This is a genomic window from Streptomyces sp. NEAU-sy36 (assembly GCF_013423905.1).
In the GTDB taxonomy this organism is placed as follows: Bacteria; Actinomycetota; Actinomycetes; order Streptomycetales; family Streptomycetaceae; genus Streptomyces; species Streptomyces misionensis.
Genome location: NZ_CP058977.1, coordinates 6,521,651 through 6,541,725, shown reverse-complemented (window position 1 = coordinate 6,541,725; position 20,075 = coordinate 6,521,651). Strand labels below are relative to the sequence as shown.

Sequence of the window (20,075 nt, the reverse complement as noted above, 5' to 3'; positions counted from 1 at the left end):
CGGGAGACCGACCCCTGCCGCCACACGCGCACCCCCCTGGGGCTGCCCGCGCGCACCGGGCGCGCGTTACGCTGCCGATCATGCTTGTCGCCGCCGCCGTCTGCCCCTGCCCGCCGCTGCTCGTGCCCGAGGTCGCCGCGGGCGCCGCCCCCGAACTGGACGCCCTGCGCGCGGCGTGCACGGACGCGCTCGGCGTGCTCGCGGCCGCCCGCCCCGATCTGCTGGTGGTGGTCGGCCCCGCCGGACAGGGCGAGAGCGGGGCGTTCCCGCAGGGCGCGCCGGGGTCGTTCCGGGGGTTCGGGGTGGAGCTGGACGTGCGGCTGGGCCACGGCGCCGTCGACGGGCCCGCGCTGCCGTCGTCGCTGGCGGTCGGCGCCTGGCTGCTGGAGCGGACCGGCCGACGGGACACCCCGGTCGAGGGGCTCGGCGTCGAGGAGACGCTCGCGCCCGAGCGGTGCGCGGAGACCGGGCGGGAACTCGCGGCCCGGGCCGGGCGCGTGGCGCTGCTGGTCATGGGGGACGCCAGCGCCTGCCGCACGGTCAAGGCGCCGGGCTATCTGGACGAGCGGGCGCAGCCGTTCGACGCGGCGGTCGCCCGGGCACTGGGCGCGGCCGACCTCGCGGCCGTCCGGGCGCTGGACGCCGGGCTCGCCCGCGAACTGAAGGCGTCCGGCCGCGCCCCCTGGCAGATCCTCGCGGGCGCCGCCGAGGACGCGGACCTCGACGGCGCCCTGCTCCACGAGGACGCGCCCTACGGCGTCGGCTATCTGGTCGCCACCTGGTCCTAGGGGTCCGGCCGCCGCCCGGCCCCCGGGGGCAAGCCCCCGGTCAGGAGGCCGGCGGCGGGCCCTGCGGCGGGGTGGGCGGGTTCGGGTGGGCGCCCGGTGCCGCGTCCGGGCCGCCGTCCTTCTGCGCGAGGCGGTCCACCGCCTCCTTGGCCTTGCCGGTGCCCGCCTGGATCTTGTCGCTGTACTTGCCCTTGGTCCGCTCGTCGACGGCCTTCGCGGCCTTGTCGATGCCGTGCTGCACCTTGTCCCCGTGCTGGCGCGCGAGGTCGGACACCTTGTCCTTGGCCGGGCCGAGCTTGGCCTTCATGTTGTCAAACAGACCCATGATCCACCTTCCCTTGCGGGACTGCCCGCGGGATTTCCTCGCGGAACGGTTACTTGCGGACGCCCTCGCCGGTCTCGCTGTCGGCCGCCTCCTCGGCCGACTGCTGCCGGGGAATCCCGGAGCCCTCGGACGCGTCCTCCGCGTCGGCGCCCTGCCGCGCCGCCACATCCGCACGCCCCTCGTCGGCATCCTGCCCGGAACCCTCCCCCTCACGCCCGGAGGAGCCCCGTGCCTGTGCCGCCCCGACTCCCTTCGCCCCCGGCCGCGCCGACCGCGATTCCTCCGCCTCGGCCCCCACCGGCTCCGTACCGGCCATCGCCGCGGCGGCCGACGCCTCCCGAGTCGCCTTCGACCTGCCGAGGAGTCGTGCAAACACGCCCATAGTCACTCCATACGGTACTCGCGCGGGGGAGTTCCCGCGTCACGCGGTGCGTACGCTCGCGCCGCCCGGGTCACCGCCACGGGCAGCCCGCGGACGGCACCTCACGTCGGGCAACGACCCGGCGACCGCCCCGTCACGTAACTCGTTCGAGACCTCGCCGCGGGGTTTGCGAGACTGGTGCCGTGAGCAGCGCACCCCTCGTCCCCCGCGTCATCGCCGTCGTCGGACCCACCGCGGCCGGAAAGTCCGATCTCGCCGTCTTCCTGGCCCAGCAACTCGGCGGCGAGGTCGTCAACGCCGACTCGATGCAGCTGTACCGCGGGATGGACATCGGCACCGCCAAGCTGACGCCCGAGGAGCGCGGCGGCGTCCCGCACCACCTGCTGGACATCTGGGACGTCACGGTCACCGCCTCGGTCGCCGAGTACCAGAAACTGGCCCGCGCCCGCATCGACGCGCTGCTCGCCGAGGGTCGCTGGCCGATCCTGGTCGGCGGCTCCGGCCTGTACGTCCGCGGGGCCGTCGACAACCTGGAGTTCCCCGGCACCGACCCCGAGGTGCGGGCCCGCCTGGAGGAGGAACTGGCGCTGCGCGGCTCCGGCGCGCTGCACGCCCGGCTCGCCGCCGCCGACCCCGAGGCCGGCCGCGCGATCCTGCCCAGCAACGGCCGCCGGATCGTCCGGGCCCTGGAGGTGATCGAGATCACCGGCCAGCCCTTCACCGCCAACCTCCCCGGTCACGACTCGGTGTACGACACCGTCCAGATCGGCGTCGACGTGGCCCGCCCGGAGCTGGACGACCGGATCACCCGGCGTGTCGACCGGATGTGGGAGGCCGGGCTGGTGGACGAGGTGCGCGCGCTGGAGGCGCGCGGCCTGCGCGAGGGGCGCACGGCCTCGCGCGCGCTGGGCTACCAGCAGGTGCTCGCCGCGCTCGGCGGCGAGTGCACCGAAGCGGAGGCGCGCGCCGAGACCGTGCGGGCCACCAAGCGCTTCGCGCGCCGGCAGGATTCCTGGTTCCGGCGCGACCCCCGCGTGCACTGGCTGAGCGGGGCCGAGGCCGACCGCGGGGAACTTCCGCGGCAGGCCCTGACGTTGGTCGAACGACCGGTTACAGCCTGATCACGTGATGGCATCGGGATGCGCCGCCGGTCATCGGGGCCTTCGGCGCCGTGCCATCATCGAGCTTCGATCGACCAAGTGGAGTCCTAGTTGGGAGGGCGCGTGGCGATGGAGGCCGGCCCTCGTGACACCGCACCAAGTGCCGAGCGCGTCACCACCGAGAGTGACGAACCGGACCGGGGCGAGGACCGCCCCGCCGAGGGCGTGAGCGGGCTCGCCGGGGGCGGGGACCGCCTGCCCCGGCCGTCCGGCGGTGAGGACCGCCCGGCCGAGAACCCGCCCGGGCCGTCCGACGACCAGGACGCTCTGGCCGACGACGGGCTCGACGAGACCACGGACGGCGTGACCGAGGACGGCCCGGCGCCCGAGGAGATGTACACCAGCGGCCCCGAGGTCGAGGTCGAACTGCGCCCGCAGCGCCGGCTGCGCATCTGGCAGCTCGCGCCGATCGTGGGCCTCTCCGCGCTCGGCTCCCTGATGTTCGCCTTCCCGCTCGCCTTCGACGGCGACAGCGGCGCGGTCATCGCCATGCTCGGCCTGCTGATCTGCAGCTGTGCCGCCGGCTGGGGCATGATGGCCGCCCGCCGGGTGGGCCACACGTGGCCGGGCCTGCCCCCGCGCGGCTCCGGCCGCCGCCCGGACTGGCGGGTCGTCCTCGGGTACGCGGTGCTGGTCGCCGTCGTGGCCGTACTCGCCGTGTGGCGCGTGGCCCGGCTGCGCTGACCGCCGCCGGGGCACGGGCCCGACCCCCTTGCCGCACCCACCCCGTACGATCGAGGAATGAGCACGCGGATCGCCTTCCTCAAGGGTCACGGCACCGAGAACGACTTCGTGATCGTCCCGGACCCCGACAACGCCATCGAGCTGTCCCCGGCCGCCGTGACCACCCTGTGCGACCGCCGGGCCGGCATCGGCGCGGACGGCGTGCTGCACGTCGTACGCTCCGCCGCGCACCCGGACGCCCGGGCGATGGCCGGCGAGGCCGAGTGGTTCATGGACTACCGCAACAGCGACGGCTCGGTCGCCGAGATGTGCGGCAACGGCGTCCGGGTGTTCGCCCGCTACCTCCAGCGCGCCGGGCACGTCGCCGAGGGCGACCTCGCGATCGCCACCCGCGGCGGCGTCAAGAGCGTCCACATCGCCAAGGACGGGGACGTGACCGTGGGCATGGGCAGCGCCCGCCTGCCCGAAGGGGACGTCACGGTGCGGGTCGGCGAGCGCAGCTGGCCCGCGCGGAACGTGAACATGGGCAACCCGCACGCGGTCGCCTTCGTGTCCGACCTCCGGCACGCCGGGGATCTGTACAGCGCGCCGCCGGTGAGCCCCGAGGGCGCCTACCCGGACGGGGTCAACGTCGAGTTCGTGGTCGACCGCGGGCCCCGGCACGTCGCCATGCGGGTGCACGAGCGCGGCTCCGGCGAGACCCGCTCCTGCGGCACCGGCGCCTGCGCCGTCGCCGTGGCCGCCGCCCGACGTGACGGCGCCGGCCCGGCCGTCACCGGCACCCCGGTGACGTACACCGTGGACCTGCCCGGCGGCCGGCTCGTCATCACCGAACGGCCGGACGGACAGATCGAGATGACCGGCCCCGCCGTGATCGTCGCCGAGGGCGAGATCGATGCCGAGTGGCTGGAAAACGCGCTTCGCTGACCTGCCGAAACCGTCGTCCGGGCGGCTCCGGGCGCCCGGAACAGCGGTTCCGCGGCGCCCGCCCGGATCGAATCCACGGACGATCCCAGGCCAGGTGGCGCAAACCTTAAACCTCTTTTCCGTCGCTCGAATGGGTGATCCGTTTCACGGTCGGCGAGAGGCGGTCGGTCGCACGTGTCCGGCTCGATAGCATCAAGCACCGGCACGGACGGGGGAACGCGCCACCCTGAGCCGCGCATGCCCTGGGGCTCCGTCCGCCGGTCCACGAGCCGGAGGTGCCCATGAGTGCGGAGGCCACGAACCCCCCGACCCCCATCCCGGTAGTGCCCACGGCCCCGACGGCCGCCGTGGCACCCGCGGCCGCCCGCCGCAAGTCCCGGCCCAGGATCGACCTGCGCCGGCTCGGCCGGGCCGCGCTGCTGGGGCCCGCCGCCCGGGACAGACTGCCCGACGCGATCGGCCATGTGGTGGAGGCGCACCGCGCCCACCACCCCGACGCCGACCTCGAACCCCTGCGCCGCGCCTACGTGCTGGCCGAGTCCTCGCACCGCGGCCAGATGCGCAAGAGCGGCGAGCCGTACATCACCCACCCGCTCGCCGTGACCCTCATCCTCGCCGAACTCGGCGCCGAGACCACGACACTGACCGCCTCCCTGCTCCACGACACCGTCGAGGACACCGACGTCACGCTGGACCAGGTGCGCGAGCAGTTCGGGGAGGAGGTGCGGTACCTGGTCGACGGCGTCACCAAGCTGGAGAAGGTCGATTACGGCGCCGCCGCCGAACCCGAGACCTTCCGCAAGATGCTCGTCGCCACCGGCAGCGACGTGCGGGTGATGTCGATCAAACTCGCCGACCGGCTGCACAACATGCGCACCCTCGGCGTGATGCGCCCGGAGAAGCAGGCGCGGATCGCCGGGGTCACCCGGGACGTCCTCATCCCGCTCGCCGAACGCCTCGGCGTGCAGGCGCTGAAGACCGAACTGGAGGACCTGGTCTTCGCCATCCTCCACCCCGAGGAGTACGCGCACACCAGGGAACTCATCGCCGAGAACGCGGCCCGCCCGGACGACCCCCTCGCCGAGGTCGCCGACGAGATGCGCGCGGTGCTGCGCGAGGCCGACATCAGCGCCGAAGTCCTCATCCGCCCCCGGCACTTCGTCTCCGTGCACCGAGTGGCCCGCAAACGCGGGCGGTTGCGCGGCGCCGACTTCGGCCGGCTGCTGGTGCTGGTGGGGGAGGACGCCGACTGTTACGGCGTGCTCGGCGAACTGCACACCTGTATGACGCCGGTGGTCTCGGAGTTCAAGGACTTCATCGCCGTACCGAAGTTCAACCTGTACCAGTCGCTGCACACCGCCGTCGCGCGCCCGGACGGCCAGGTGGTCGAAGTCCTCATCCGCACCCACCAGATGCACCAGGTCGCCGAGGCCGGTGTCGTCGCGCTCGGCAACCCCTACGCGCCCGGCGCCGACGATCCCGCCGACGGCGAGCGCGCCGACCCCACCCGCCCCGGCTGGCTCTCCCGCCTCCTGGAGTGGCAGCAGGCCGCGCCCGACCCCGACACCTTCTGGTCCACCCTGCGCGAGGACCTCGCCCAGGACCGCGAGATCACCGTCTTCCGCCCCGACGGCGGCACATTGGGCCTGCCCGAGGGCGCCACCTGCGTGGACGCGGCGTACGGGCAGTACGGCGAGGACGCGCACGCCTGTATCGGCGCCCGCGTCAACGGCCGCCTGGCGACCCTCAGCACCGTCCTCAAGGACGGCGACACGGTGGAACTCCTCATGGGCCAGGACCCCGCCTCGGAGCCGTCCCGCGAGTGGCTGGAGCACGCCCACACCCCGGCGGCCCGCATCGCCATCCAGCGGTGGCTGGCCACGCATCCCGACGGGGGAGCCCCGGCCGAGGAGCCGGGCGGCTACCGCGCCGCCTCCGGTCTCCCCGAGCGGCGCGCCGGCGGCACCGGGCCCGCCGGGCCCCCCGGAGGCGCCGACGTGCGCACCGACCCGCCCGGGGCCGCCGTCCGCCTCGCAGGGTGCTGTACGCCCGTGCCGCCGGACGAGATCACCGGTTTCCCGGTCCGCGGGGGAGTGGTGACCGTGCACCGCGTGGAGTGCGCGGCGGTGGCACACATGAAGAGCAAGGGGCGCGCGGAGACCGGGGTGCGCTGGGGGGACTCCACCGCGTGCCGGGTCACGCTGGTCGCCGAATCGTTCGGCCGCCCGCACCTGCTCGCCGACCTCACCGAGGCCATCGCCCTGGCGGGCGGCGACATCGTCTCCGCCACGGTGGAACCCCCGAGCCAGCAACGGGTGCGGCACACCTACACCCTGCAACTCCCCGACGCCGCGGGCCTGCCGGCCCTCATGCGCGCCATGCGCGACGTCCCCGGCGTCTACGACGTGGACCGCGCCCGGCATCAGTCACAGGGATGGTGAGAAGAGGCCGGCGCCCGGAGGCGGATCTGCGGAGAACGGCGGCCCCGGGACCATCCGTTCGGGTGGGACGGGTGCGCGTCGCCCCGGGGACGGGGGCGGGCGCTGGTAGCGGTGGTCCATGCTGCTCAACCCCCGCCGCCGGGGCGTCCCCGGCCCTGTCGCCCGGCGCCGGAAGGCCGTCCTGCTGGCCTCCGCCGCCACCCTGTGCTCCGTCTGCCTGGTCGCCGCCGCGGCGCCGCCCGTGCCGCTCGGCATCGGCGACCGGCTCTACCCGACCCTGGGCAACCCCGGCTACGACGTCACGTCGTACGACGTGGACCTCACCTATCCCGGCACCAACGACAAGCCGCTCCAGGCCGTCACCACCATCGACGCCTGGGTCACCGCCGACCTCGACCGCCTCAACCTGGACTTCGCGCACGGCACCGTGCGGTCCGTGAAGGTCGACGGGGTACCCGCGGAGTTCGCCGGTGCGGGCGAGGACCTGGTCGTCACCCCCGCCGAGCGCCTGCACCGGGGCGACTGGGTGCGGATCACCGTGCGGCACACCAGCGACCCCGTGCCCGCCGAGGACCAGAAGGGCGACGGCGGCTGGGTGCGCACCACCGACGGCCTCGTCATGGCGAACCAGGCCGACGCCGCCCACATGGTCTTCCCGTGCAACGACCACCCGTCCGACAAGGCGATGTTCACCTTCCGGGTCACCGCGCCGAACGCCTACACCGTGGTGGCCAACGGCCTGCCCGGCGGCATCCGGCGCGCGGGCGGGGAGACCACCTGGACCTACCGCACCCAGCACCCCATGGCCACCGAGCTGGCCCAGGTCTCCATCGGCCGCTCCGCCGTACCGCGCCGCGAGGGTCCCCACGGGCTGCCCCTGCGCGACGTGGTGCCCAGCGCAGACCGCGAGGCCCTCGAACCCTGGCTCGCCAGGACGCCCGACCAGATCGCCTGGATGGAGAGCAAGGTCGGCCGGTACCCGTTCGAGAACTACGGCGTGATCATGGCGAACGCCACCACCGGATTCGAACTGGAGACACAGACTCTCTCCCTGTTCGAGAAGAAGCTGTTCACCGACCCCGCCTACCCCGCCTGGTACGTCGAGTCGGTCATGGTGCACGAGCTGTCCCACCAGTGGTTCGGCGACAGCGTCAGCCCCCGCACCTGGTCCGACGTCTGGCTGAACGAGGGGCACGCGACCTGGTACGAGGCGCTGTACGCCGAGGAGAAGGCGCACCGCCCGATGGCCGACCGGATGAAGGCCGCCTACGCCGCCTCCGACGGCTGGCGCGCCGTGGGCGGGCCGCCCGCCCGGCCCAAGCCGCCGGTGCCCGGCCAGAAGATCAGCATCTTCCGGCCCAGCGTCTACGACGGCGCCGCCCTGGCCCTCTACGCCCTGCGCCAGGAGATCGGTCGCCCCGCCTTCGAGCGCCTGGAGCGGCTCTGGGTCCGCGACCACCGCGACTCCGACGCCTCCACCGGCGATTTCATCGAGCTGGCCTCCGCCGTCGCCGGCCGCGACCTCGGCGGCTTCCTGCACGCCTGGCTCTACGACGAGAAGACCCCGCCGATGCCCGGCCACCCGGACTGGAAGCCGGACCCGAGCGTGAAGGCGGCGCAGCGGCCGGCCCACAAGTGACCGCGAGGGGCCGCGCCGGGACCCGGGATAACACCGTGACGGGACGCGCCGCCTCGTGCGACCATCTTCGGGTCGGCGCGGCACGGGACACGGGAATCTCCCGGGGTACCCGTGTGTTGTTCCCTGTGAGCGGCACGCCGTGACCGTCGTGCCGACGCCGTAACGACTCCCATCGACGTAAGGATCCAATGACCTCCTCTTCTTCCCCTTCCCAGGACGCCAAGCGCCTCGCGCACGCCTACCCCGAGGGTCTTCGGGCCGATGCCCTGATGGAAGAGGACGTCGCCTGGAGCCACGAGATCGACGGCGAGCGGGACGGAGACCAGTTCGACCGGTCCGAGCGCGCGGCCCTGCGCCGCGTGGTGGGCCTGTCCACCGAGCTGGAGGACGTCACCGAGGTCGAGTACCGGCAGCTCCGCCTGGAGCGGGTCGTGCTCGTCGGCGTGTGGACCACCGGCACCGCACAGGACGCGGACAACTCCCTCGCGGAGCTGGCCGCCCTCGCGGAGACCGCGGGCGCGCTCGTGCTCGACGGCGTCATCCAGCGCCGCGACAAGCCCGACGCGGCCACCTACATCGGCTCCGGCAAGGCCGCCGAGCTGCGCGACATCGTCCTCGAGACCGGCGCGGACACCGTGATCTGCGACGGTGAGCTGAGCCCCGGCCAGCTGATCCAGCTGGAGGACGTCGTCAAGGTCAAGGTCATCGACCGTACGGCCCTGATCCTCGACATCTTCGCCCAGCACGCCAAGTCCCGCGAGGGCAAGGCACAGGTCGCCCTCGCCCAGATGCAGTACATGCTGCCGAGGCTGCGCGGCTGGGGCCAGTCGCTGTCCCGGCAGATGGGTGGCGGTCGCGGTGGCCTCGCCACGCGTGGTCCCGGTGAGACCAAGATCGAGACGGACCGGCGCCGGATCCGCGAGAAGATGGCGAAGATGCGCCGGGAGATCGCGGACATGAAGACCGGCCGCGAGATCAAGCGCCAGGAGCGCCGCCGCAACAAGGTGCCCTCCGTCGCCATCGCGGGCTACACCAACGCCGGCAAGTCCTCCCTGCTCAACCGGCTCACCGGCGCCGGCGTCCTGGTCGAGAACGCGCTGTTCGCGACCCTGGACCCGACCGTGCGCCGCGCGGAGACCCCGAGCGGGCGGCTGTACACCCTGGCGGACACCGTCGGCTTCGTCCGGCACCTGCCCCACCACCTGGTCGAGGCGTTCCGCTCCACCATGGAGGAGGTCGGCGACTCCGACCTGATCCTGCACGTGGTGGACGGCTCGCACCCCGTCCCGGAGGAGCAGCTGGCCGCCGTGCGCGAGGTCATCCGGGACGTCGGCGCCACCGACGTGCCCGAGATCGTCGTGATCAACAAGGCGGACGCCGCCGACCCGCTGGTCCTCCAGCGGCTGCTCAGGGTCGAGAAGCGCGCCATCGCGGTCTCGGCCCGCACCGGCCAGGGCATCGCCGAACTGCTCGCCCTGATCGACGACGAGCTGCCCCGCCCCTCGGTCGAGATCGAGGCGCTGGTGCCGTACACCCACGGCAAGCTCGTCGCCCGCGCCCACACCGAGGGCGAGGTGATCTCCGAGGAGCACACCGCGGAGGGCACCCTGCTCAAGGTCCGGGTGCACGAGGAGCTGGCCGCGGACCTGGCGCCGTACACGCCGGTCTCCGCGGGCTGACCCACCGCGACACCAAGGCCCGCCACCCCCTCGGGGTGGCGGGCCTTCGTCATCGTGCGGCCGTGGCCGGCGCCGCCCCGGCCTGCGACCGGGCTATCGCCCGGCGAACTTCTCGCTCACCGACTGGTACACGCCCTTGGCGACGTCGCCCAGCCGGGGACCCGCCAGCCAGCCCGCGGTCACCGGGCCGATCGAGGTGTTGGACACCAGTTTCGGCTTGCCGTCCGCGCCGGTCTCCACCCAGCCGCCGCCGGAGGCGCCACCGGTCATCGAGCAGCCGATCCGGTACATCGTCGGGGCGGACCGGTCGATCGACAGCCGGCCCGGCTTGTCCTCGCACCGGTACAGCAGCTGACCGTCGTACGGCGGCGCCGCCGGGTACCCCGACGCCGTCATGGTCCGCACCTTCGGCACGGCCGGCGCGTCGAAGTCGACGGGGAGCGCCCCGCCGACCGTCTCCTCAAGCGACTTGCCGCCGCTGCCCTGCTCCGGCGTCACATGGATGACCGCGAAGTCGTACGGGGCCCCGTTGCCTCCCGTCTCGCCGCCCTGGTCGATCCACTGCTGGGAGGTCTGCGCGGCATCCGCCCACCAGACGCCGTACGGGGCGATGTCGGACCGGGCGGCGTTCTGCAGCTGGTCGACGGACTTGGCCGCGTTGTTGTACGACGGCACGAAGGCGAGGTTGCGGTACCAGCCGCCGCTCTTGCCCGCGTGCACGCAGTGGCCCGCCGTCCAGACGAGGTTGGACTTGCCCGGGTGCGCCGGATCCTCCACGACCGTGCCCGAGCACACCATGTGGCCCTCGGGGGAGTCGAAGAACACCTTGCCCGAGGTGGCCGCGTTCACGTGGTACGGGGCCGCCACCTGCCGCGCCTGCACCGGGGCCGGCGTCGGGTCGGTCACGCCCTGGTCACCGGAGATGTCGTTGTCGTCGACGCCCTTGTCCGGGTCGCCCGCGTGCCGCATCCGGTTCGGGTCCCACAGGCCCTTGATGATCGGGTTGATGAAGTCGTTGGCCTCGCGCAGCCAGTCCTTTCTGTTCCAGTCCTTCCAGGCGCCGTTCTTCCACTTGTCGACGTCGATCCCGTGCTCCTTCAGCTTTTGCTTCAGGTCGTCCGGGATCCTGACCTTGCCGTCGCCGCTGCCCGCAGCGGCGGCGGAGGCGGACGGGTTGCCGTCGGCCTGGTCGTCGCCCCCGCAGGCGGTGGCGGTCAGCGCCAGCGCCGAGGCGAGGGCGACCGCCGCCAGCGAGGACGAGGCGCGGCGGGTGCGACGGCCCCTCCCCTGCCGGGCGGTGGACGACGGCCGTATGGATCGCATGCTCTTGACTCCCCGTGTGAAGACGGAACTCGGCGCTCGGCCGTGACACCCGCCGCCCGCCGACGGCGAGTTCGGACCGGTGCCACGACCTTCTCGGAACGGCATCACACCCTATGCGTTCGCCGTGGGCGACTCCCGCCGGAACGGCAACGGTTTCGCTACGAGCGCGCGCCGCCGACACGCATCGATCCGGAGGAAAGCCGTAACCCGGCGCGCGATGAACGGTTGTAGGCGATGGGTGCACAGCGGGAGGGCAGCGAGTCGTGGCCGTTACGGAGTCGAGGGCGGAAGACGCGCACGAGGGGATCCTGCGGCGCCAGTCGGCGCGCGAGTCCTCGGCGCGCACCTATGCGCGGGCCCTGCCCATCGTGCCGGTGCGGGCGCGGGGGCTCACCATCGAGGGCGCCGACGGCCGCCGTTACCTGGACTGCCTCTCCGGCGCCGGCACCCTCGCCCTCGGCCACAACCACCCGGTGGTGTTGCAGGCCATCCGCCAAGTCCTGGACTCCGGCGCTCCATTGACCGTCCTGGACCTCGCGACACCGGTCAAGGACGCCTTCGTCACCGAGCTGTTCCGCACCCTGCCGCCGGGCCTCGCGGACCGGGCCCGCGGGCAGTTCTGCGGACCGGCCGGCACGGACGCCGTGGAGGCCGCGCTCAAACTGGTGCGGGCCGCGACCGGGCGCGGCGCGATCCTCGCCTTCACCGGCGCGTACCACGGCATGACCGCCGGCGCCCTCGCCGCCTCCGGCGGTGCGCGGGAGGTCCGGGCCGTCCGGCTGCCCTACCCGCAGGACTACCGCTGCCCGTTCGGCGTCGGCGGCCCGCGCGGCGCCGAACTCGGCGCCCGCTGGACCGAGTCGCTCCTGGACGACCCCAAGTCCGGTGTGCCGCTGCCCGCCGGGATGATCCTCGAACCGGTGCAGGGCGAGGGCGGGGTGCTCCCGGCCCCGGACGACTGGCTGCGCCGGATGCGCCGGATCACCGCGGACCGGGGCGTCCCGCTGATCGCCGACGAGGTGCAGACCGGCGTGGGCCGCACCGGCGCCTTCTGGGCCGTCGACCACAGCGGGATCACCCCCGACGTCATGGTGCTCTCCAAGGCCATCGGCGGCAGCCTCCCGCTGGCCGTGCTCGTCTACCGTGACGACCTCGACGTCTGGGAGCCCGGCGCCCACGCGGGCACCTTCCGCGGCAACCAGCTGGCCATGGCCGCGGGGACCGCGACGCTGTCGTACGTCCGTGAGAACGGGCTCGCCGAGCGGGCGGGGCGGCTGGGCGCCCGGATGCTGGCGAGACTCCGGTCGGAGATCGGCGGGTTGGCGTGCGTGGGCGAGGTGCGGGGGCGGGGGCTGATGATCGGGGTGGAGATGGTGGAGCCGGCTGCCGACGGGCCGGCCCGCGGGGCGGGCGACGCCGTGGATGCGGAAGCCGTTCCGGGCGGCGGGGACTTCGCCGCGCACGGCCCGTACGCGGCGCCGCCCGGACCGGAGCCCGCCGGGGTCCCGTGTCCCGCCGCGCCCGAACTCGCCGCGGCCGTACGGCGGGAGTGCCTGCGGCGCGGGCTCATCGTGGAACTCGGCGGCCGGCACGGCGCCGTGGTCCGGCTGCTGCCACCGCTCACGATCAGCGACGAACAGGCCACGGCCGTACTGGACCGGCTGACCGACGCGGTGGCGACGGTGGCCCGCGACCACGAGACCTGCGGCCCGCCCGGGCCCAGACGAGGGGACGCGGCACCGTGCCGGGGGTGACGGCGCCCGGCCGGCCCGGCACGACCGCGCCCGGCGGGTCCGGGGCGACCGTGCCGCGCCGTGCCGGGAGATCCGGTCCGCCGTGGGATGGGCTCACCCCGGCCCCGCCCCCCGGCTCCGACGGCCACGGCGCGCCGGCCCGCCGAGGTGGTCCGGTGCCGCGCCCGGCTTGAGGGGCGCGACCGGCACGCTCGTCCGCCCGAGGCCGGGACCCGCGGCGCGTCCCGGGGCCCCGCAAGGGCAGCCGCCGCCCGCGCCGTCCGACCAGCTCCGGGCCGAGCCCCGCCCCGGCCCGCGCGGGGCCGCCCTCCGAAGCCGCCCGTCCGACCCGCCCGTCCAGACCGCTCCGTCATCCGCCCCGCCCCGAGGACCCCCATGAACGCCACCCCCGCCCCCGAGGAACACGGAGCGTCCGGCTCCCGTGCCCCCGTCACCGAGTCGGTTCCGCAGCAGCGCAGGCGGCACGCGGCCCCCGTTCGGCGGACCGAGCCGGGCTCGGCCCCCGTTCGGCGGACCGAGCCCGGCGCCGACGCGCTGGACGATCGCGAACCGGGCGCCGCGGCGCAGTCCGCCGCCGTGGAGAACCTGCTGCGCTGCTGGGTCCGCGAGACCGGTCTGCGCGCCCCCGCCGACGGCACCCTGCGCATCCCGCTCCCCGCCAGCGGTGCCGGTCTGCTCGTCCCGGTCCGCTACTGGTCCCCGACCGGCTGGCACCGCTTCGGACCGCCCCGGCTCGCCGAGGCGCCCGAGGCCGCCCCGCCCGTCGACGCCGTCACCCTCGCGGCGCTGCTCACCAGGGAGGGCCCCGCCGCCGACGACGGCGATCTCGTGGCCCGGGTCGCCGACAGCCTGCGCCGTACCGCCACCTTCATCCGCGACCGGCGCGCGCACCCCGCCGACGGCCCCGACCTCTTCCTCAACGCCGAACAGGCCCTCCTCCTCGGCCACCCCCTGCACCCGACACCCAAGAGCCGGGAGGGGCTGACCGAGGGGGAGGCCGCGCTGTACTCACCGGAGACGCGCGGAGCCTTTCCGCTGCACTGGATGGCCGTGGCCCCCGCCCTGCTCGCCACCGACTCGGCCTGGACCGAGCGCGGGCGCCCCGTCCCCGCCGACCGGCTCACCCGGCACCTCGCGGGCATCGCGCTGCCCCTGCCCGACGGCCACACCGCCCTGCCCCTGCACCCCTGGCAGGCCCGCGAGGTACGGCACCGCCCGGCCGTCGCCGCCCTGCTCGACTCGGGACTGCTCAGGGACCTCGGCCCGCACGGACCCGCCTGGCATCCCACCTCCTCCGTCCGCACCGTCCACCGCTGCGGCGCCCCCGCGATGCTCAAGCTGTCGCTGGGCCTGCGGATCACCAACTCCCGCCGGGAGAACCTGCGCAAGGAACTGCGCCGCGGCGTCGAGGTGCACCGGCTGCTGCGCACCGGACTGTCCAGGCGGTGGGCCGCCGCGCACCCCGGCTTCGACATCGTGCGCGACCCGGCTTGGCTGGCCGTGGACGACCCGGACGGCCGGCCCGTGCCCGGACTGGACGTCGTGATCCGGCACAACCCGTTCACCCCGGCCGACGACGTCGGCTGCCTCGCCGGGCTCGTCTCGCCCCGGCCGCTCGCCGAACCGGCCTTGGGCGCCGCGGCCGGCGGGCATCCGCCGGCCATGCGGTCCCGGCTGTCCGTGCTGGTGGCGCGGCTCGCCGTACGCACCGGCCGGCCCCCGGCAGCCGTCGCCACCGAGTGGTTCCTGCGCTATCTGGAACAGGTCGTCCGTCCGGTGTTCTGGCTGGACGCGGAGGCCGGCGTCGCCCTGGAAGCCCACCAGCAGAACACCCTGGTCCTGCTCGACGGCGACGGCTGGCCCGCGGGCGGCCGCTACCGCGACAACCAGGGCTACTACTTCCGCGAGTCCCGGCGCGCCGAACTCGCCGCCCGGCTGCCCGGCATCGGCGAGCACAGCGACACCTTCGTGGCGGACGAGGTCGCCGACGAACGCCTCGCCTACTACCTCGCCGTCAACAACGTCCTCGGCCTGATCGGCGCCTTCGGCTCCCAGCACCTCGCCGACGAGCGGCTGCTCCTCGCCGCCTTCCGCCGCTTCCTGGCCGGCCTCGCCACCGGACCCGCGGCCCTGCGCACCCCCGTGCCCGGCCGGCTGCTCGACTCGCCCACCCTGCGCTGCAAGGCCAATCTGCTGACGCGGCTGCATGGCATGGACGAACTCGTCGGCCCGGTCGACACCCAGTCCGTCTACGTCACCATCGACAACCCCCTGCACCCTTGAGCCACTTCGTCAGCGCAGAGCGGAGCGCACCGTGTCTCCCACCCTCGCGGCCACCGATCTCCTCGACCGCCTCCACGACTGGGGTCCCGTGCACACCCCCGTCGGCGTCTTCCGGTTGACGCCCGTACTGCTCGACCGGGACCTGCCCCTGGTGCACGGCTGGATGTGCGACCCGGCCGTCGCCGAGTTCTGGGAACTGGCCGGGCCCCGCCGCCTGACCGAGGAGCACATGCGGGCCCAACTCGACGGCGACGGACGCAGCGTGCCCTGCCTGGGCGTGCTGGACGGCACCCCGATGAGCTACTGGGAGATCTACCGCGCGGACCTGGACCCGCTCGCCCGCCACTGCCCGGTCGGGCCGCACGACACCGGGATCCACCTCCTCCTCGGCGGTGCCGGGGACCGGGGCCGGGGACTGGGCTCCGCCCTGCTCCGGGCCGTGGCCGACCTCGTCCTGGACCGGCGGCCGCACTGCGCGCGGGTCGTGGCGGAACCGGACCTGCGCAACACCCCGTCCGTCGCCGCGTTCCTTCGCGCCGGGTTCCGGTACGCGGCCGAGGCCGACCTGCCCGGCAAGCGGGCCGCGCTGATGATCAGGGACCGGGAGCTGCGCGATGTGCTGTAGCGACAGGTGATCGGGGGGTCACCATGGGTGGGAACGGCATCCGTTTGTCGGTGCCGGGCCGTAGGGTTGGTCGGGCTATGACGAAGCCCTCACTCTCCGAACTCCTGCATGCCGCCGTCGCCGCCGTCGGCGGCACGGAGCGCCCCGGCCAGGTGACCATGGCCGAATCGGTCGCCGAGGCGATCGACGACGGATCCCATCTGCTGGTCCAGGCCGGCACCGGCACCGGAAAGTCGCTGGGCTACCTCGTGCCCGCGCTCGCGCACGGAGAACGGGTGGTCGTGGCGACGGCCACGCTCGCGCTCCAGCGCCAGCTGGTCGAGCGCGACCTGCCGCGCACCGTGGACGCCCTGCATCCGCTGCTGCGCCGCCGCCCGGAGTTCGCGATGCTCAAGGGCCGCTCCAACTACCTCTGCCTGCACCGCCTGCACGAGGGCATGCCCCAGGACGAGGAGGACGGCCTCTTCGACCAGTTCGAGGCCGCCGCGCCCACCAGCAAGCTGGGCCAGGACCTGCTGCGGCTGCGGGACTGGTCGGACGAGACGGAGACCGGTGACCGCGACGACCTCACCCCGGGCGTCTCGGACCGCGCCTGGGCGCAGGTGTCGGTGTCCTCGCGGGAGTGCCTCGGCGCCACGAAGTGCGCGTACGGCGCCGAGTGCTTCGCCGAGGCGGCCCGGGAGCGCGCCAAGCTCGCCGAGGTGGTGGTCACCAACCACGCGCTGCTGGCCATCGACGCCATCGAGGGCGCCCCGGTGCTGCCCCAGCACGAGGTGCTGATCGTGGACGAGGCACACGAACTGGTCTCCCGGGTCACCGGCGTCGCCACCGGCGAGCTGACCCCGGGCCAGGTCAACCGTGCCGTGCGCCGCGCCGCGAAGCTCGTCAACGAGAAGGCCGCCGACCAGTTGCAGACCGCCGCCGAGGGCTTCGAGCGGCTGATGGAGCTGGCGCTGCCCGGACGGCTGGAGGAGATCCCGGAGGACCTGGGGTACGCCCTGATGACGCTTCGGGACGCCGCCCGTACGGTGATCTCCGCGATCGGCGCCACCCGTGACAAGTCGGTCCAGGACGAGGACGCCGTCCGCAAGCAGGCCCTGGCCTCGGTCGAGACGGTCCACGACGTGGCGGAACGGGTGCTGAACGGCTCCGAGTGGGACGTCGTCTGGTACGAACGCCACGACCGCTTCGGCGCCTCCCTGCGCGTCGCCCCCATGTCGGTCTCGGGCCTGCTCAGGGAGAAGCTGTTCGCCGACCGCGCCGTGATCCTCACCTCCGCCACGCTCAAACTGGGCGGCGACTTCAACGGCGTCGGCGCCTCGCTGGGGCTCGGCCCGGAGGGCATGGAGGGCGACGACCTGCCGCAGTGGAAGGGCGTCGACGTCGGCTCGCCGTTCGACTACCGCAAACAGGGCATCCTGTACGTCGCCAAGCACCTGGCCCGGCCCGCGCGGGACGGCGAGCGGGGCGACATGCTCGACGAGCTGACGGAGCTGATCCAGGCGGCCGGTGGCCGCACCCTCGGGCTGTTCTCGTCCATGCGCGCGGCCCAGCTCGCCGCCGAGGAGCTGCGTTCGCGCATTCCCGAGTACCCGATTTTGCTCCAGGGCGAGGAGACGCTCGGCGAGCTGATCAAGAACTTCGCGGCCGACCCCAGGACCTGCCTGTTCGGCACGCTGTCGCTGTGGCAGGGCGTCGATGTGCCCGGACCCAGCTGCCAGCTGGTCGTCATGGACAAGATCCCGTTCCCGCGTCCCGACGATCCGCTGATGAGCGCCCGGCAGAAGGCGGTGGAGGACGCGGGCGGCAACGGTTTCATGGCGGTGGCCGCCACCCATGCCGCCCTGCTGATGGCGCAGGGCGCCGGCCGGCTGGTGCGCGCCTCGGGGGACCGGGGTGTGGTCGCCGTACTGGACCAACGCCTCGCCACGGCGCGGTACGGCTCCTATCTCAAGGCCTCGCTGCCGGACTTCTGGTACACCACGGACCGCGACCAGGTGCGCAGGTCGCTCGCGGCGATCGACGCGGCGGCGAAGCAGACGGAGGCCGCGGGAGCCGAGTGAGCGGGGCCCGCGGCACAAGGCAGGGCCCCGGAACCGGCGCAGGGGTTCCGGGGCCCGGTCAGGGAGGGCGAGCGGGGTCCGCTCGCCGCGGGCGTCACACGCGCCGCAGTACGGCGACCACCTTGCCCAGGATGGTGGCGTCGTCGCCGGGGATGGGCTCGTAGGCCGCGTTGTGCGGGAGGAGCCAGACGTGGCCGTCCTCGCGCTTGAAGCGCTTCACGGTGGCCTCGCCGTCGAGCATGGCGGCCACGATGTCGCCGTTCTCGGCGACCGGCTGGCGGCGGACGGTGACCCAGTCGCCGTCACAGATCGCCGCCTCGATCATGGAGTCGCCGACGACCTTGAGGACGAACAGCTCGCCGTCGCCGACGAGCTGGCGGGGGAGAGGGAAGACGTCCTCGACGGACTCCTCCGCGAGGATCGGGCCACCGGCGGCGATCCGGCCGACCAGCGGGACGTACGACGCGGCGGGCTTGCCGCTGGTGTCCGTGGGCTGCACGGACACGGCCTGGTCGGAGCCGCGCACCTCGTACGCGCGCGGACGGTGCGGGTCGCGGCGCAGGAAGCCCTTGCGCTCCAGTGCCATCAGCTGGTGTGCCACGGAGGAGGTGCTGGAGAGGCCGACGGCCTGGCCGATCTCCCGCATCGACGGCGGGTAGCCCCGCCGCTGCACCGAGTCCCTGATGACCTCGATCACCCGGCGCTGCCGGTCCGTGAGCCCCGAGCTGTCAGCCCGGATGCCTGGAGGTCGGCCCGGCAGGGAGCGCTTGTGTCCCTCGGGATTCGCGGCTTCGTTCATCGCGTGTACCGGCTCGACTCGGCCCTGGGAGCGGTCCTGGGCGGTGATGGTGGCACTGTCTGCGGTGGTGGTCACGTCGGCCCCTCTCGATGGTCTCCCTGCTGGACAACGGTAGTTGCTTTCGAAAGGTTGCGCCAAACACACGTTCGAGTGAAAAACAGCGATTCACCTGTTGCGATCGTGTGTTTCGGTGTATGGGCTGACGCGGCACCGGGCGGGCAAAAGCGTTCTCTGTTGTACGTTGATGGTCTGCCCCGCCGGGGTTGCCGACCTCGTGGGTGCTTCCCCAGTCTGCCATCCGGAGCCCGGCCCGCCGGGACCAGGGGGCCGTTCTGCGCCGGAGTCCTACGCATCCTCCGTGCGGCGCCCACCGTATCTCCGTAAGCGTCACAGCGGTACGGACGCGCGCCCGCGTGTCCTTCCGGCCGCCCTTGCGGCGGCCGTTCCCGCGCGACACGCGATCCGGCCTCGAAGAATGAGTCGATCCCCACATGTAGTGGTTGGATGGCTACAGCAGCCCACAAGTTGTGGTCCCCCCGGTCGGGGGCGGCTCTACGATCGCCTATGCTTAGGGCTGCTTCGCGGGGCCCGTGGGACTCGTGAGGCCATCGAGTCTGCTGTGAGGAGGGTTGGAGATCATGCACTGCCCCTTCTGCAGGCACCCCGACAGCCGCGTGGTCGACAGCCGTACGACCGACGACGGCACGTCGATCCGCAGGCGCCGCCAGTGCCCCGACTGCTCCCGTCGTTTCACGACCGTGGAGACGTGCTCGCTCATGGTGGTGAAGCGGTCCGGAGTCACCGAGCCCTTCAGTCGTACGAAGGTCATCAACGGTGTGCGCAAGGCGTGCCAGGGGCGGCCCGTCACCGAGGACGCGCTGGCCCAGCTCGGCCAGCGGGTCGAGGAGGCGGTGCGGGCCACCGGCAGCGCCGAGCTGACCACCCATGACGTGGGCCTGGCCATACTCGGCCCGTTGCAGGAGCTCGACCTCGTCGCCTATCTGCGGTTCGCCTCGGTCTACCGGGCGTTCGACTCGCTCGATGACTTCGAGGCCGCGATCGCGGAACTGAGGCAGACGGCGCAGGGTCCCGCGGCGGACGAGGACGGCGAGACGGACACGGCGGCGGGATGCCGGGAGGACAAGCGCGGGACGGGCGGGGCCGGCCAGGTCCCCGAACCCGCGCACGCCGCCGACTGAGCGG

At 73.7% G+C, this 20,075-nt stretch carries 16 protein-coding genes; 12 read left to right on the top strand and 4 right to left on the bottom strand.

Annotated features, from left to right (window positions below):
• Positions 1-80: 80 nt before the first annotated feature.
• Positions 81-788 carry a class III extradiol dioxygenase subunit B-like domain-containing protein gene (locus HZZ00_RS28425; RefSeq protein ID WP_180329116.1) on the top strand — a complete coding sequence of 236 codons (708 nt, stop codon included), beginning with the start codon at positions 81-83 and terminating at the stop codon, positions 786-788.
• A 40-nt stretch (positions 789-828) separates the two neighbouring features.
• Here the strand turns inward: HZZ00_RS28425 and HZZ00_RS28420 are convergent, their stop codons facing one another.
• Together HZZ00_RS28420 and HZZ00_RS28415 are read right to left on the bottom strand one after the other, a co-directional pair.
• Positions 829-1,113, bottom strand: coding sequence for an antitoxin (locus HZZ00_RS28420; protein ID WP_180329115.1), 285 nt, complete (start codon positions 1,111-1,113; stop codon positions 829-831).
• 49 nt (positions 1,114-1,162) lie between these two features.
• Complete coding sequence (locus HZZ00_RS28415) at positions 1,163-1,495, bottom strand: hypothetical protein (protein WP_180329114.1); 333 nt, start codon at positions 1,493-1,495, stop codon at positions 1,163-1,165.
• A 182-nt stretch (positions 1,496-1,677) separates the two neighbouring features.
• On the opposite strand from HZZ00_RS28415, the gene miaA reads away from it, so the two are divergent.
• From miaA to hflX, 6 genes are all read left to right on the top strand, one after another.
• A complete protein-coding gene (gene miaA, locus HZZ00_RS28410; protein WP_180329113.1) occupies positions 1,678-2,616 on the top strand; it encodes a tRNA (adenosine(37)-N6)-dimethylallyltransferase MiaA in 939 nt (312 codons plus the stop codon).
• Positions 2,617-2,724: 108 nt separating this feature from the next.
• Positions 2,725-3,339, top strand: coding sequence for a hypothetical protein (locus HZZ00_RS28405; protein WP_180333749.1), 615 nt, complete (start codon positions 2,725-2,727; stop codon positions 3,337-3,339).
• Positions 3,340-3,396: 57 nt separating this feature from the next.
• Complete coding sequence (gene dapF, locus HZZ00_RS28400) at positions 3,397-4,266, top strand: diaminopimelate epimerase (RefSeq protein ID WP_180329112.1); 870 nt, start codon at positions 3,397-3,399, stop codon at positions 4,264-4,266.
• 281 nt (positions 4,267-4,547) lie between these two features.
• Positions 4,548-6,707 (top strand): bifunctional (p)ppGpp synthetase/guanosine-3',5'-bis(diphosphate) 3'-pyrophosphohydrolase, encoded by a 2,160-nt coding sequence (locus HZZ00_RS28395; protein ID WP_180329111.1) that lies wholly within the window; start codon positions 4,548-4,550, stop codon positions 6,705-6,707.
• A gap of 118 nt (positions 6,708-6,825) precedes the next feature.
• Positions 6,826-8,346 carry a M1 family metallopeptidase gene (locus HZZ00_RS28390; RefSeq protein ID WP_180329110.1) on the top strand — a complete coding sequence of 507 codons (1,521 nt, stop codon included), beginning with the start codon at positions 6,826-6,828 and terminating at the stop codon, positions 8,344-8,346.
• A gap of 188 nt (positions 8,347-8,534) precedes the next feature.
• Positions 8,535-10,025 carry a GTPase HflX gene (hflX, locus tag HZZ00_RS28385; protein ID WP_146467067.1) on the top strand — a complete coding sequence of 497 codons (1,491 nt, stop codon included), beginning with the start codon at positions 8,535-8,537 and terminating at the stop codon, positions 10,023-10,025.
• A gap of 93 nt (positions 10,026-10,118) precedes the next feature.
• Here hflX and HZZ00_RS28380 read toward each other — a convergent pair whose 3' ends face one another.
• Positions 10,119-11,348, bottom strand: a complete 1,230-nt coding sequence (locus tag HZZ00_RS28380; RefSeq protein ID WP_180329109.1) for a serine protease — start codon at positions 11,346-11,348, stop codon at positions 10,119-10,121.
• Between the two features lie 263 nt (positions 11,349-11,611).
• Here HZZ00_RS28380 and HZZ00_RS28375 point away from each other — a divergent pair, with 263 nt between their 5' ends.
• From HZZ00_RS28375 to HZZ00_RS28360, 4 genes are all read left to right on the top strand, one after another.
• Positions 11,612-13,102 (top strand): diaminobutyrate--2-oxoglutarate transaminase family protein, encoded by a 1,491-nt coding sequence (locus HZZ00_RS28375; RefSeq protein ID WP_180329108.1) that lies wholly within the window; start codon positions 11,612-11,614, stop codon positions 13,100-13,102.
• 375 nt (positions 13,103-13,477) lie between these two features.
• Positions 13,478-15,385, top strand: a complete 1,908-nt coding sequence (locus HZZ00_RS28370; RefSeq protein ID WP_180329107.1) for an IucA/IucC family siderophore biosynthesis protein — start codon at positions 13,478-13,480, stop codon at positions 15,383-15,385.
• On the top strand, positions 15,309-16,010 hold the full coding sequence (locus HZZ00_RS28365) for a GNAT family N-acetyltransferase (RefSeq protein ID WP_180329106.1): 702 nt from the start codon (positions 15,309-15,311) through the stop codon (positions 16,008-16,010). Before HZZ00_RS28370 ends, HZZ00_RS28365 begins: the two co-directional genes overlap by 77 nt.
• Positions 16,011-16,087: 77 nt before the next feature.
• Entirely contained in the window at positions 16,088-18,073 is a 1,986-nt protein-coding gene (locus tag HZZ00_RS28360; protein WP_180329105.1) for an ATP-dependent DNA helicase, read from the top strand.
• A gap of 94 nt (positions 18,074-18,167) precedes the next feature.
• Here the strand turns inward: HZZ00_RS28360 and lexA are convergent, their stop codons facing one another.
• Positions 18,168-18,947, bottom strand: coding sequence for a transcriptional repressor LexA (gene lexA, locus HZZ00_RS28355; RefSeq protein WP_070025981.1), 780 nt, complete (start codon positions 18,945-18,947; stop codon positions 18,168-18,170).
• 563 nt (positions 18,948-19,510) lie between these two features.
• On the opposite strand from lexA, the gene nrdR reads away from it, so the two are divergent.
• Positions 19,511-20,071, top strand: coding sequence for a transcriptional regulator NrdR (gene nrdR / locus HZZ00_RS28350; protein WP_180329104.1), 561 nt, complete (start codon positions 19,511-19,513; stop codon positions 20,069-20,071).
• Positions 20,072-20,075 lie beyond the last annotated feature (4 nt).

Excerpts from the sequence above, each read along its gene's own strand:
- HZZ00_RS28425 (WP_180329116.1), top strand. The coding sequence starts at position 81 with ATGCTTGTCGCCGCCGCCGTCTGCCCCTGCCCGCCGCTGCTCGTGCCC.
- HZZ00_RS28420 (WP_180329115.1), bottom strand. The coding sequence starts at position 1,113 with ATGGGTCTGTTTGACAACATGAAGGCCAAGCTCGGCCCGGCCAAGGAC.
- HZZ00_RS28415 (WP_180329114.1), bottom strand. The coding sequence starts at position 1,495 with ATGGGCGTGTTTGCACGACTCCTCGGCAGGTCGAAGGCGACTCGGGAG.
- HZZ00_RS28405 (WP_180333749.1), top strand. The coding sequence starts at position 2,725 with ATGGAGGCCGGCCCTCGTGACACCGCACCAAGTGCCGAGCGCGTCACC.
- dapF (WP_180329112.1), top strand. The coding sequence starts at position 3,397 with ATGAGCACGCGGATCGCCTTCCTCAAGGGTCACGGCACCGAGAACGAC.
- HZZ00_RS28395 (WP_180329111.1), top strand. The coding sequence starts at position 4,548 with ATGAGTGCGGAGGCCACGAACCCCCCGACCCCCATCCCGGTAGTGCCC.
- HZZ00_RS28390 (WP_180329110.1), top strand. The coding sequence starts at position 6,826 with ATGCTGCTCAACCCCCGCCGCCGGGGCGTCCCCGGCCCTGTCGCCCGG.
- hflX (WP_146467067.1), top strand. The coding sequence starts at position 8,535 with ATGACCTCCTCTTCTTCCCCTTCCCAGGACGCCAAGCGCCTCGCGCAC.
- HZZ00_RS28380 (WP_180329109.1), bottom strand. The coding sequence starts at position 11,348 with ATGCGATCCATACGGCCGTCGTCCACCGCCCGGCAGGGGAGGGGCCGT.
- HZZ00_RS28370 (WP_180329107.1), top strand. The coding sequence starts at position 13,478 with ATGAACGCCACCCCCGCCCCCGAGGAACACGGAGCGTCCGGCTCCCGT.
- HZZ00_RS28365 (WP_180329106.1), top strand. The coding sequence starts at position 15,309 with ATGGCATGGACGAACTCGTCGGCCCGGTCGACACCCAGTCCGTCTACG.
- HZZ00_RS28360 (WP_180329105.1), top strand. The coding sequence starts at position 16,088 with ATGACGAAGCCCTCACTCTCCGAACTCCTGCATGCCGCCGTCGCCGCC.
- nrdR (WP_180329104.1), top strand. The coding sequence starts at position 19,511 with ATGCACTGCCCCTTCTGCAGGCACCCCGACAGCCGCGTGGTCGACAGC.